The sequence below is a fragment of the Variovorax sp. GrIS 2.14 genome, from assembly GCF_046115955.1.
In the GTDB taxonomy this organism is placed as follows: Bacteria; Pseudomonadota; Gammaproteobacteria; order Burkholderiales; family Burkholderiaceae_C; genus Variovorax.
In genome coordinates this window covers 166153-178178 of sequence record NZ_JBJXIA010000001.1, presented here as the reverse complement: position 1 = coordinate 178178, position 12026 = coordinate 166153, and the positions used below count along the sequence as shown (strand labels likewise).

The following is a 12026-nucleotide window of genomic DNA, read 5'->3' as shown; positions in this document are numbered from 1 at the left end:
CTTTGCATCGAGCGTTGTGCACTCGTTGGAAGCGTTCTCAACGCTCAGCGCGGTACGTTGTTCTTGTCTATGTATTTGGGCCAAGACAGCACTGTTATTTCGTGTCGATGCTTCCTTGTCTGCGGCACTTAGCCCATCTGCGAGATTCACATCAGGCTGCACCCAGACGATAGTTGGGCGGCTGCCTTCCGGGCATGGGCCATCGGAGTACGCCGTTGTGCCCAAAGCGGAAATGCACTTGGTGACCCCGTAGCTTTCAGTCGGGCTTGGGTTTGGTTTTGCCGCAGGTTGAATTGATGCAGATGGGGGTGTTGGTTCTGTGGCGACGGCCGTCGGGGCACTCGATGTCGTGGCGGCAGGGGGTTGGAGTGCGCCACTCGAGCAACCATTCGGCGCCTTTATATGCAAGGAATACGACTGCCGCTGCAAGCGCCAGCCAAACCACCCAGTGGCTGTCCTGTTTTGGTCGCAGGCCACGTTCCCAAACTGTCATCGCCTCTCGGCGGTCTTGCAAAAGGTCGTGATCGTTTAATGCCATGCGGCGTAGTGTCTTCGTTCAAAACAGGCCCCGCCGCGCGCGTTCGAAGAAATTGCAGCGCAGCCCCGCGCCCGACCGCTTCCTGCCGCCATGAGCAGCAACAGCCCGGCGGGCATGGGCTTCTTTGATTGCGTCGAGGGTGGATTGCGCGTTAGCCATGGTGGAGGCTCCGTTTTGGGTGAGATTGATTGATGTTGGTTCATATCAAGACGGCGAGCGCACCGCTGTAGATGTCGGCGAAATTCGCAGGCGAGAGATGGGCGGGAAAAAGGGGTAGTCGATCGAGAGATAGAAGGGGTGATCAATCACCTGAAGCTGCTGCAAAGCGCTCCCGCATTGACGATGACGCTACAAAAAACATAGCGCACTGGTGTTAACGCTGTGGCTAGCCCGCTCCTTGCTAAGCAGAATCTCATGCGGTAACGCTTGGCAATCTCCCAACACCCTCTCTAACCACCTCCAGCGGCAAGGACTTCGGCAGTGACCACACCTTCCAGGAATTCGCGACCTTCGTTCGACGCATCCAGCGCGCTGGCTTGCCTCTGTCTCGCCTTTTGTGCCGCGCTGCCTGCGCATGCGCTCCCGAGCAACCCGCCGATCCTCGTCGCGCAACAGGGCGTCGAGTACATGAGCGGTGGTGCGAACAAGGACGAGGCGGCCTTCATGGCCATGGTGTCGCCGCGCTGGGCGGCCACGTTCGAATTCGGCTTGAAGAACGCCAGGCTGCCGGCGCCGGTACGCGTGGTGGTGCACAACGCGTCGAATGGCGATCTGATCATGGACGCGCTGTCGTCAGGCCCGGTCATGCTGGCGCGGCTCGAGCCCGGCGCCTACGACGTCGACGTGACGGTGGGCGGGCTCACGCTTACGCAATCGATCAGCGTTTCCATCGATGTGCCGGGGCACGCAGTTTTCAACTGGCCTTCGAATTTCGACATGGTGGCCGCTACTCAGGCCGCCGCACCTGTGACGGCGCAGACGTTGCCGGCACCCGCGCCGCAAGTGACGGAGGCATCGCGGACCACGGCGATGTTGTCGGTCAAGCATTGACCGTGCTGCGCCGGGGTTCTGCACCGTTGCGGCGCGGGCCGCAAAGCCGCGTGGCAACAGCAGGCAAGCGGCCGCGTACCGACAATCGGATCCCCACGTTTTCCAATGCGAGCTGCCGATGTTGATCAATTGCGTTGCCTACCAGCACGGCGCCAAGCTAGCCGATATCGATGTAGACAGCATCAGCGACTACATCGCGCGGCCCGACTGTTTCGTGTGGGTCGCACTGAGTGATCCGGAGCCTGAGGAGCTGGCGATGATGCAGTCGGAGTTCGGCTTGCACGAGCTGGCAGTCGAAGACGCGAGCCACGGCCATCAGCGGCCGAAGATCGAGGAGTACGGAGACTCGCTCTTCGTCGTGATGCATCTCGTTGAGCCGATCTCAGCGACCGCTGATAGCGAGGCGACCTTCAACGTCGGCGAGGTGGATGTGTTTGTGGGGCTGAACTATGTGCTGTCGGTGCGCAGCCGAAGCAGGTCGGGGTTTCTGGGCGTGCGCGAGCGTTGCGAACGTGAGCCAGAGCTGCTGCGCAATGGCTCCGGCTTCGTGCTGTACGCACTGATGGATGCGGTGGTCGACCGCTACTTTCCAGTGATCGACGCGCTGGAGGTCGAGCTCGAAGAAGTCGAGCAGCAGATCTTCAGTCAGGGTGAGCCGCGCGCGAGTATCAAGCGGCTCTATGAACTCAAGCAGCGCGCCATGGTGCTCAAGCACGCGGTCGCGCCATTGCTGGAAGGCGCGGGCAAGTTGCATGGCGGACGCGTGCCGCAGATTTGCGCCGGCTCGCAGGAATACTTTCGCGACGTGGTGGACCACCTGAGTCGCATCAACGGCTCGATCGAGTCGATCCGCGACACCATCAGCACCGCGGTGCACGTCAATCTCTCGATGGTGACGATTTCGGATGGCGAGGTCACAAAGCGGCTGGCGGCCTGGGCCAGCATCTTCGCGGTGTGCACGGCCTTTGCCGGCATTTGGGGCATGAACTTTGAGGCGATGCCGGAGCTCAAGTGGCGCTATGGCTATCTCATGGCCCTTGGCCTGATTGCTGCTACGTGCGGCGTTTTGTATTGGCGGTTCCGCAAGGCCGGCTGGTTGTAACGTTGACCTTAGCGCTGACCTGGACGCCGACTGAAGTCAGCCTCACCTAAGGCGCGCGCAGCACAGTGGTTAGCGGTGCGATTCGCGCCAGGAAGACCGAAGGACTTTCATCATGAAACCATTTTTCTCACCGGTCCGTTCGCTGCTCGTCGCGGCCGCTTGTGGCGTTGCGCTGCTGGGCGCGATATCGGCGAACGCGGCCAATCCGCCGATCTTCATGACGCATGGCGTCGAGTACATGAGCGGCGGCATCGGTGCCGACGAGGCCGAGCTGATGCAAGTCGTGTCACCGCGCTGGGCAGCGACCTTCGAGTTCGCGGTCAAGGACCATAAAGGTGCTGATTTAGCGGCCAACGTGCACGTGACCGTGCGCGACAAAAGCGGCACCGCGCTGCTCGACAACGTGGTGTCGGGTGGCCCGTACTTTGTCGCTCGACTCGAGCCCGGCGAGTATGAGGTCGAAGCCCAACTCGGCGGCCAGAGCCTCAAGCAGCCGCTGCAAATCATGGCTGGCGCACCTGCCAAGGCGACGTTTCTGTTCCCCGTGGGCGCCGACGTGGCCCCTTCTGTGACAGCCGCGGCGCCGACAGCAAAGCCATAGCGATATCCACCCGTGTCCGCGCCTTGAATGTGCGGCACGCCCCTTGCAGTTGTCTGTTCCCGGGCCGTGCCCGTTCCGACTGACCCGATGCCTTTCCGTTCCATGAGTGTTTTGACAGCGCTGTTGCATGTGCTGATCGCCTTGCGTCTTGTGCCTGCGCTTGCATCGTCGAGGCCGTTGTGGCCGCTCGCTGCGCTGGCGATCGTCGCGCTGCTCGTTTCAGCCGCCACCATCCCGCTGCCTTTCCTGTCGCGCGGCATCGCCAAAAAGACTTCCGCCGTCGACGTGCTGAAGTGGATCGGGCTCATCAGCATGGGCTGGTTCTCGTCGCTGTTCGTGCTCACGATCCTTAGAGACGTCGGCATGTTGCTGACCTGGGCTGTCGGCGCGGCCAGTGGCATGGTGATCGACTGGCTGGCGTTGCGGCAATGGAGCGCTGTGGCAGTCTTGGGCGTGGCGACGGCGACCTCTCTGATCGGCTTCGTCAATGCGCGCCGCACGGCAGGCATCAAGCGCGTCGACGTGCCGATCACCGGGTTGCCGGCGGCACTGGATGGCTTCACGATCGCGCAGCTGAGCGACATCCACGTAGGCCCGACCATCAAGGGCGGCTACATCAGCCGGATCGTCGAGGCGGTGAACCGGCTCGACGCCGACGTGGTTGCCATCACCGGTGACCTGGTCGACGGCACGGTCCCGGAGCTGCGTGACCACATCGCGCCGCTCGCCGGCTTGCGTGCGCGGCACGGCACCTTCGTGGTCACAGGCAACCACGAGTACTACGCTGGCGCGCACGCGTGGATCGTCGAGCTGCGCCGGCTCGGCCTCACGGTGCTGCTCAACGAGCATGTGGTGTTGCAGGGCCGTCCGCCGCGAGGCGCACAAACCGACGAAGAGGTGAATGCCGATGCATTGGTGCTGGCGGGGGTGACCGATTTCACTGCCGGGCACTTCGACGCGGCACATGCCAGCGACCCACGCGCTTCATTGGTCGGCGCTCCGCTTGGGGCGACTACCCGCGTGTTGTTGGCGCATCAGCCGCGCAGTGCCGCGGCGGCGGCCGATGCGGGCTTTCACCTTCAGTTGTCAGGTCACACGCACGGCGGCCAGTTTTTTCCGTGGAACCTCTTTGTGCCCCTGCAGCAACCCTTTACGGCGGGGCTGCACAAGCTGAGTGACATGTGGGTCTATGTGAGTCGCGGCACCGGCTATTGGGGTCCGCCCAAGCGCTTTGGCGCGCCGTCTGAAATTACGCTGCTGCGATTGGTGCCCGAGCGGCTTTGACCACGAAGGGCGCCAGGCGCTTGGCGTTCGACGTCGCCTTGGCGTGAATCGGGTGCAGCCCGCGCTGTGCCGCCAGGGCGGAGGCGCTCGACAGCTGGCTCACCGTGGCAGCGGAACGCGTGGCGGCATCGACAAAAGCGGAATGGTGCGCCATCGCCTGAGCTGGCGTGGTGCTGCTTGCCAGCGCGAAGAGTGCGGTGACGCTGCCGATCCAGTGCTTGACGACGCTGTTCATGAGCATGAATTGCTTGTTGCCCAACTCGTCCGCCATGGCGGCGGTCGACTCGTTGGCAGCCTCGAACTTCTCCTTGCCCATCAATTGAAATTCGGCCATGTCGGCGGCGCTGGGCGCAAGCCCGGCGGAGGCCATGCGTTGCGTGCGGATCTGAATGACCGAGCCGGAGGACATCAGCATCTCCCCGGTCTTGAACACGACATCGGTCCACACCATCAGCGGGTTGACGAAGCGTGGCGAAGCAGAAGTAGAACGAGAGGACATGGGAAGTGTGACGGCGTTGATTTCGATTGATAACTATAGTCTCGGCCGACACCTTTTGCTGCGGTGCAGCATTCAACAGCGCTGCGATTGGTGAAAGCGTCCTACTTTGCATTTGGAAACGTTCTCGTGGCCGACTGGCCACCACGTAGAGATCCTTTTCATTAGTGAAAACCATCCCAAAAGTTGATCTTCGTGCCGTCTTTGCGGCCAGTTTTCTGCTTTTGTGGGGTTCGGCCCATGCCTTCGACGGTCAGGGCATCAGAATTTATGTTGAAGGTGGCCGGGCCTTTCGTGGTGGCGAAACCGGCGGCACCAACTCTGCGACGGTCGGCACGATGATTCCTTGGACACCCATAGAGTCCCTGCACACCGCTGCAATGTCGACCTACCTCGACCTGTCGGTCACCAACTGGCATGCCACGCCCGTCGTTCAGGATGGTCATCACAACTATTTGCAGATCGGCGTGATGCCGAGTTTGCGATATCGCCTTGCCGAAGGCACTTCGCCCTGGTTTGTCGAGAGCGGCATCGGTGCGGTCGTCATGGACCACCTCTATCGCACCCCGGAGCATCGGTTCAGTACGGCTTTCCAGTTGACTGAGGCGCTGGGCGTCGGTCGTAGCTTTGGCGATCGCGGCCAGCACGAGGTCTCGCTGCGGGTGCAGCACTTCTCCAACGCCGGTATCAAGGAGCCGAATCCGGGCGAAAACTTCTACAAGGTTCGGTACGGGTACCGTTTCTAGACGGCGTGCTTGAGCCAGTCCGTGGCGAGTGCCAAATCGTCCAGCCACGCCTTGTAGGCCTGCTCGTGCTCGGCAGGGTCGCCGCGAAGCAATGCGGACGGATGCAACGTCACCAGCACCTTGCGTCCGCGCGGACCGTCGTGCCACTGGCCGCGCTCACGCGTGACGGCGACGGGCCGGCCCAGCAAGGCCTTGGCCGCTGTGGCACCGAGCGCAATCAAGGCATGCGGCTGAACCTGTTCGATCTCGCTTTCAAGCCAATGCAGACAGGCGGAGGCCTCACGTTGAGTCGGCGTTTTGTGAATGCGCCGCTTGCCGCGAAGCTCGAACTTGAAGTGCTTGACCGCGTTGGTCACATAGAGCTGCTCGCGCGGCCAACCGAGCTGCGCGATGGCTTGATCGAACAGGCGCCCGGCAGGCCCGACGAACGGGCGACCACGCAGATCTTCCTGGTCGCCGGGTTGCTCTCCGACCACCATCAGTGCGGCGTGGACCGGGCCTTCACCGAACACCGATTGCGTCGCGTGTTCACCGATGGGGCATTCACGGCACCGGTCGGTCGCTTTCTTGAGGGCGGTCAGCGCCTGCGCGGGGTGGATGGCAACAGTGAGCTCTGCGAAGACGCCGCGACCAACGTCTTCTGGCCCGGCAACGCCCTCGTGCGGCGCATTCGACACCCTCGGCGCCGTCTCACTTGCCACGGGCACGATGCGCCGCGCAGGCTGCGTCGGCGCGGCTTCGACCATGCGCCCGCTACGTGCCATCGCGTCGGCTGCCAGCCCGCTGATGAGTTCGGCCTCCGGCAGGTTGTGCCAGTACTTGACCGGCATCTCCTTTTTCATCATCGCCATCTTGAGGCGCGCTGGATTGAAGATGTTGGCGTAGTAGGTGAGCCACAGGGCTTCGCCCGCGTCGGGCGCGGGTGCATGGCGACGCTCGCCGCCAGGGCCGAAGTGCAGGCGCTCGCCATCCCAGTGCACTGAACGCTCCGGTGTCAGGATGGCCCACTCCATCTGCGTAAAACGTCGCATGAAGAACGGCGCCACGGCTTCGACAATGTGGTGATCGGGCTCGAACCACGCGACGTGCAGTGGCGGCTTTCCCTCTCCGCTCTCAACGGTGCGAAAGCGCACGAAGGCTTTCATCTTGTGCATGTCGCGCCGCACCGATTGAGCCATGTGCTGCGCCTTGACACGGCCTGCATCGAGCGGGTCGTGACGCAGCGCGGGCTCATGGACAAGTCTCCACAGCAGGCTGTACAGCAGGCCGAAGCGAGCGGGGTCGTTGTGCAGAATGACCGTTTCGCACAGCGTGACGAAAGACGACGGCACCACCAGGTTGATCGGACCATGCGAATGCGCTGCGACAAGTGGACTGGTCGGCGATACGTCGGAATCCGAGAACAAATCTGCCGCGCCGCTTGCAGGCGTGTGCCATGCGACTTCTGCAGGAGCGATCAGTTTCGCAAGCAGCGCGCGGGCTTCGTTGCGAAAGCCCGGCCAGTCCGTTTCGCTTGCAAGTGAGATGTTCGTGACCGTGAGACCTGCCATGAACCAAGGCTATGACGCAGCGGTCGCGGTCGATGTAGGGATTGAGCGCGCGCCATGGGCAGCGGTCACGCAACCACAGGGCCTCATGCGTCGAACAGAGAACCTTGCACGTGCGCGGGGCGCAGCTGCGCCGCAAGCCGGTGGCTGGTGAGCGTGGGGTCGGGCCGATGATCGGCCGTCACGACGAAAGGCATCACTTTCTTGAGCGGCACATGCAGTCGCGAAAGATCGTCGCTGCGCAATTGCCGCACGCGCCGCGCGATGAGCAGCCGGTCGACCGCCTTCACGCCCAGGCCCGGCACGCGCAACAGCATGGCGCGCGGCGCCACATTGAGGTCCACCGGAAAGCGCTCGACGTGCGCCAGCGCCCACGCCAGCTTGGGATCGACATCGAGCGACAGCATGCCGCCTTGTGCTTTGGGCACGATCTCTTCGTGCGAGAACCCATAGAACCGCATCAACCAGTCGGCCTGATAGAGCCGGTGCTCACGCACCATGGGCGGCGACTTCAACGGCAGCGAAGACGAGGCATCCGGAATAGGGCTGAACGCCGAGTAGTACACCCGGCGCAAGCTGTAGGCGCCGTAGAGATTGGCGCTGGTCGACAGGATGGCGACGTCGTCGGCGGCGTCTGCACCGACGATCATTTGCGTGCTCTGCCCAGCGGGCGCGAAGCGGGGCGGCTTGGCGCGGCGCGGTGTGGCGTTTGGCATCGAGACGATCGAGGTGACGCTGCTGTCGCGTGCCGCACCTTTGGCGTCGTCGATGTGGACGGCCAGCCGCGCCATCGATCTGCGGATCGCCGTGCCGTCTTTCTCCGGTGCCAGCAATGCCAGGCCCTGCAACGTCGGCAGTTCGATGTTGATGCTGAGCCGGTCGGCATAACGGCCCGCTCTTTGCAGCAGCTCGGGCGACGCGTCGGGAATGGTCTTCAGATGAATGTAGCCGCGAAAGTCGTGGTCTTCGCGCAGCACGCGCGCGACCTCGACGACCTGCTCCATCGTGTAGTCGGGGCTCTGGATGATGCCGCTGGAAAGAAACAGGCCTTCGATGCAATTGCGGCGATAGAAGTCGAGCGTCAAGGTCACCACTTCGTTCACCGAAAAGCGCGCGCGCTGCACGTTGCTCGTCACGCGGTTGACGCAGTACAAACAGTCGTACGTACAGAAGTTGGTGAGCAGAATCTTGAGCAGCGAGATGCATCGGCCGTCAGGTGCATAGCTGTGGCAAATGCCGGAACCTTCGGTCGAGCCGATGCCTTTGCCGCCGACCGAATTGCGCTTGCTGGTGCCGCTCGATGAACACGAGGCGTCGTACTTGGCGGCGTCGGCCAGCACAGCGAGTTTCTGTTGAATATCCACTGGATGAATCTACAGTGGTTATCGGATTCAATCCATACCGTTCGTCTCGTCCGCCTGCCTCAGGCGGCTTGTTTTGACGCGGCCAGCTTCTTCGCGTTGAGTTCCATGAGCAGATACAGCGCCCCGGCGATCGCGAGCGGCGCCCAGTAGTACACCGCCCGATAACAAAGCACTGCCGCGATCAACACGCTGTTGCCGAGCGGTGGCGAGAGCACGGCAATGAAGACCGCCTCCAGCACGCCGAGCCCGGCCGGTACACGCGACAGCAAGCCTGCAACGGCACCGATCAGCAACACGCCGAGCGCCATCGGATAGCTCACCTTGCCGAGCAGCAGCACATACATGGTGGCGCCCATCACCGCCCAGTTGGCGCACGACATTGCCAGCTGCACCAGCGCGACGGGCAGCGCGGGCAATGCGATCTCGTGGTCGCGGATCGTCCACTCACGGCGTTTTGAAAACGCGCACAGCAGCAGGTACGCGAGCGCAATCAGCATCAGCACACCGCCGACCGCTCTCAACGCGGCCATCCCCAGATGCCATGTGTCCGGCAACTTGAGCGGCCAGAACAGAAAGGCCGCGCCCGCGAGCAGAAAGTAGCCGAGCCAGTTGGTCAGCATGCTGCTGCCGACGATGCGGGCGATGGTCGTCGGCTCGAGCCCGAGCCGCGAATACAAGCGAACGCGCATCCCCAGTGCACCGACCAGAGTTCCGAGGTTCAGGTTGAACGCATAACTTACGAAAGCGATGGCCATCACCGTTGCCGCCGGCAACTTGTGGCCGGTGTAGTGCCGGCCGACGAGATCGAAGGTGCTGTAGATCAAGTGACTCGACGCTGCCAGCGCGGCACCCAGCAGCAGCACGTGCAGCGGGTAGGCGCGCAGGGTCGTCATTACTTCCGACCAGTCGATAGACCGGGCCTGGACGACCAGCAGCGTGATGACGAAGGCCAGGAAGCCCAGCACCACGATGCGCTTGGCCCAAGGCCACCATGGCTTGCTCGTGATGTTGACGATCCATGACCGGCGCGGAGGCATTGGCTGTGACCTGATAGACCGGGCCGCGGCCGGTGTCATGCGGCTGTGTCCGTCTGCGTAGCGCCCGCCGTTGCGCTGCCGCTGCCTTGCTCACCGGACTCGACCCGTTGCAGGCGCGGCGCATGGCGCGGCAGCCAGCGAATCCACGCGGGATACCAGCGCAGCAGGTGAAAGATGAAAAAGCTGCGCACCAGCCGCCATCCGCTCCACTCGGTAAGGTCCGATGTCTTGATCTGCTTGCAGCTGAGTGCGATCAGCGTGTCGAGGCGATCGGCCAACACGCCGTTGAACTCACGGTCACGCACGATCACGTTGGCTTCGAGGTTGAGCGACAGGCTCAGCGGATCGAGGTTGCTCGAGCCGACCGTGCTCCAGCGATCGTCCATCACGGCGACCTTGCCATGCAGCGGTCGCTCGCAGTATTCGTAGACCCGCACACCGGCATTCAGCAGGTGGTGATACAGCATGCTGGCGGCGGTCTTGACGATTGGCATATCGGGCTCGCCCTGCAGGATGAGCTTTACATCGACACCGCGCCGAGCGGCGCGCCGCATCTCCTGGATCAGGAGATAGCCGGGAAAGAAGTACGCGTTGGCAATCACGACACGCTGCCTGGCCGCGCGAATCGCAGCGCGGTAGTGGCGCTCGATGTCGTTGGTATGACGCCGGTTGTCCCGGCTGACGAAGAGCACATCGGCTGTGCCTGATGGTTGCGCAATGGCGACGTCCACATGTTCTTTCGCGGCCCGAAGCCGCCGCCTGAACCAGCCCGCGCCTTTGCCACCCACCGCGATGGCGTGCAGCACGAAGCGATGGATTTCCACGACGATCGGACCCGTCAACTCGACCACATAGTCCTGCTTGGACTTGGGCCCGTGCGCGATCAGGTGATCGGCCGCATAGTTGATGCCGCCGACGAAGGCGCGCGCCCCGTCGATAACGACGAGCTTTCGGTGCATGCGACGAAAGATGTTGAGGCGCTGCCCGAAGTACCGCTTGCCCGGATCGAACACACGCACCCTGACGCCGACCGAGGTGAGCGACGCCATGTACTCCGGCGATAGATCGGGTGAGCCGAAGCCGTCGATCATCAGGTCGACCTTGACGCCGCGGCTGGCGGCCGACACCAGCGCATCACGCAGCCCCAGGCCGACTTCATCTTCAAACAGGATGAAGGTCTCGATGATGACTTCTCGCTCGGCCTTGGCAATAAGCCCGAACACGCGCGGAAAAAACTCCTCGCCGTTTTCCAGCAGCGCGATGGTGTTGCCGGCGATCCAATGCGCGCTCATGGTTTGACCCCGATCGTTTACAGCGAGATGTCTGCGACCAGCGGCGCATGGTCGGACAAATGCGACCAAGGCTTGCGCGGCAACACGATGGGCGAATGCACGCCGGCATTGCGCACATAGATACGGTCCAGTTGCAACACGGGAAAGCGTGCCGGAAACGTGCGCGCGGCGCTGCCATTGGCCTGCAAGAAGACTTCGTGCAGCGCAGCGCCTTGTTCCAGGATCTCGTGCGCGCGGCCGCGCCAGTCGTTGAAATCACCGGCGACGATCAGCGCCGCATCGGATGGCACTTCGTCTCGCACGATATGGCACAGCAGTTCGAGTTGCTGCTGCCGATGTGCCTCCGCCAGACCCAGGTGCGCGCAAATCACATGCACATCGACCGGGCGACCCGGCAGGCGCAGCACGCAATGCAACAGGCCGCGTTTCTCCGGTCCGGTGATGGATACGTCGTGGTTCTTGAAATGCACGATCGGGAATTTGGAAAGCACCGCGTTGCCGTGATGTCCCTTGGGATACACCGCATTGCGGCCATAGGCAAATTGCGGCCACATGGTGTCTGCAAGGAATTCGTAGTGCGGTGCCTCGGGCCAGTTGTCGACTTTGCGCGAGTGCCGCGAATGCGTGCCCAGCACCTCCTGCAAAAACACGACGTCCGCGCCGACAGTGCGAACGGCATCGCGCAGCTCCGGCAGGATGAATTTGCGATTGAGCGCAGTGAACCCTTTGTGGGTGTTCACTGTCATGACCTTGAGGGATGTGGGTGCGGGTGTCACAGATCTCAGTTGTAACGGTCACGCGCTCGATGGGCTGTAGGAACGCGCCACCTTCGCCCTCATTCCTTTCCGACCCTGCCAAAGCTTGCCGAAACCTTTCGTGCGACCCCTCCTCGCTCCTACAACTCTGGCTGCTGCGCCCCGACACGGTGCGCGCCAACAGGGGCTACGGTAGAGCCAGAGCTTTTCGAGC

12 protein-coding genes are annotated in these 12026 nt (G+C 62.7%); 5 read left to right on the top strand and 7 right to left on the bottom strand.

Annotation, left to right across the window (positions count from 1 at the left end):
* Window positions 1–556: 556 nt before the first annotated feature.
* Window positions 557–697: a hypothetical protein gene (locus RCH10_RS00845; protein ID WP_409050884.1), complete on the bottom strand. Its 141-nt coding sequence runs from the start codon at window positions 695–697 to the stop codon at window positions 557–559.
* Window positions 698–1018: 321 nt separating this feature from the next.
* Here RCH10_RS00845 and RCH10_RS00840 point away from each other — a divergent pair, with 321 nt between their 5' ends.
* From RCH10_RS00840 to RCH10_RS00825, 4 genes are all read left to right on the top strand, one after another.
* Entirely contained in the window at window positions 1019–1588 is a 570-nt protein-coding gene (locus RCH10_RS00840; protein ID WP_409050883.1) for a hypothetical protein, read from the top strand.
* A gap of 118 nt (window positions 1589–1706) precedes the next feature.
* Window positions 1707–2690 carry a magnesium and cobalt transport protein CorA gene (locus RCH10_RS00835; protein ID WP_409050882.1) on the top strand — a complete coding sequence of 328 codons (984 nt, stop codon included), beginning with the start codon at window positions 1707–1709 and terminating at the stop codon, window positions 2688–2690.
* A 112-nt stretch (window positions 2691–2802) separates the two neighbouring features.
* Entirely contained in the window at window positions 2803–3291 is a 489-nt protein-coding gene (locus tag RCH10_RS00830; protein ID WP_409050881.1) for a hypothetical protein, read from the top strand.
* Window positions 3292–3318: 27 nt separating this feature from the next.
* A complete protein-coding gene (locus RCH10_RS00825; protein ID WP_409050880.1) occupies window positions 3319–4575 on the top strand; it encodes a metallophosphoesterase in 1257 nt (418 codons plus the stop codon).
* Here RCH10_RS00825 and RCH10_RS00820 read toward each other — a convergent pair.
* Window positions 4541–5074, bottom strand: coding sequence for a polyhydroxyalkanoate granule-associated phasin (locus RCH10_RS00820; RefSeq protein ID WP_409050879.1), 534 nt, complete (start codon window positions 5072–5074; stop codon window positions 4541–4543). The genes RCH10_RS00825 and RCH10_RS00820 overlap by 35 nt on opposite strands.
* A gap of 164 nt (window positions 5075–5238) precedes the next feature.
* Between RCH10_RS00820 and RCH10_RS00815 the strand changes: the two genes are divergently transcribed.
* Window positions 5239–5817 carry an acyloxyacyl hydrolase gene (locus tag RCH10_RS00815; RefSeq protein ID WP_409050878.1) on the top strand — a complete coding sequence of 193 codons (579 nt, stop codon included), beginning with the start codon at window positions 5239–5241 and terminating at the stop codon, window positions 5815–5817.
* On the opposite strand, the gene RCH10_RS00810 is transcribed toward RCH10_RS00815, so the two are convergent.
* From RCH10_RS00810 to RCH10_RS00790, 5 genes are all read right to left on the bottom strand, one after another.
* Window positions 5814–7367, bottom strand: a complete 1554-nt coding sequence (locus RCH10_RS00810; RefSeq protein ID WP_409050877.1) for a UdgX family uracil-DNA binding protein — start codon at window positions 7365–7367, stop codon at window positions 5814–5816. The genes RCH10_RS00815 and RCH10_RS00810 overlap by 4 nt on opposite strands.
* Window positions 7368–7450: 83 nt before the next feature.
* Complete coding sequence (locus RCH10_RS00805; protein ID WP_409050876.1) at window positions 7451–8728, bottom strand: putative DNA modification/repair radical SAM protein; 1278 nt, start codon at window positions 8726–8728, stop codon at window positions 7451–7453.
* 59 nt (window positions 8729–8787) lie between these two features.
* Entirely contained in the window at window positions 8788–9765 is a 978-nt protein-coding gene (locus tag RCH10_RS00800; protein ID WP_409050875.1) for a YbhN family protein, read from the bottom strand.
* Window positions 9766–9800: 35 nt separating this feature from the next.
* The gene (gene clsB, locus RCH10_RS00795; protein WP_323499697.1) at window positions 9801–11057 is read right to left on the bottom strand and encodes a cardiolipin synthase ClsB; all 1257 of its coding nucleotides are present in this window, start codon (window positions 11055–11057) and stop codon (window positions 9801–9803) included.
* A 17-nt stretch (window positions 11058–11074) separates the two neighbouring features.
* Entirely contained in the window at window positions 11075–11803 is a 729-nt protein-coding gene (locus RCH10_RS00790; RefSeq protein WP_323496779.1) for an endonuclease/exonuclease/phosphatase family protein, read from the bottom strand.
* Window positions 11804–12026: the final 223 nt, after the last annotated feature.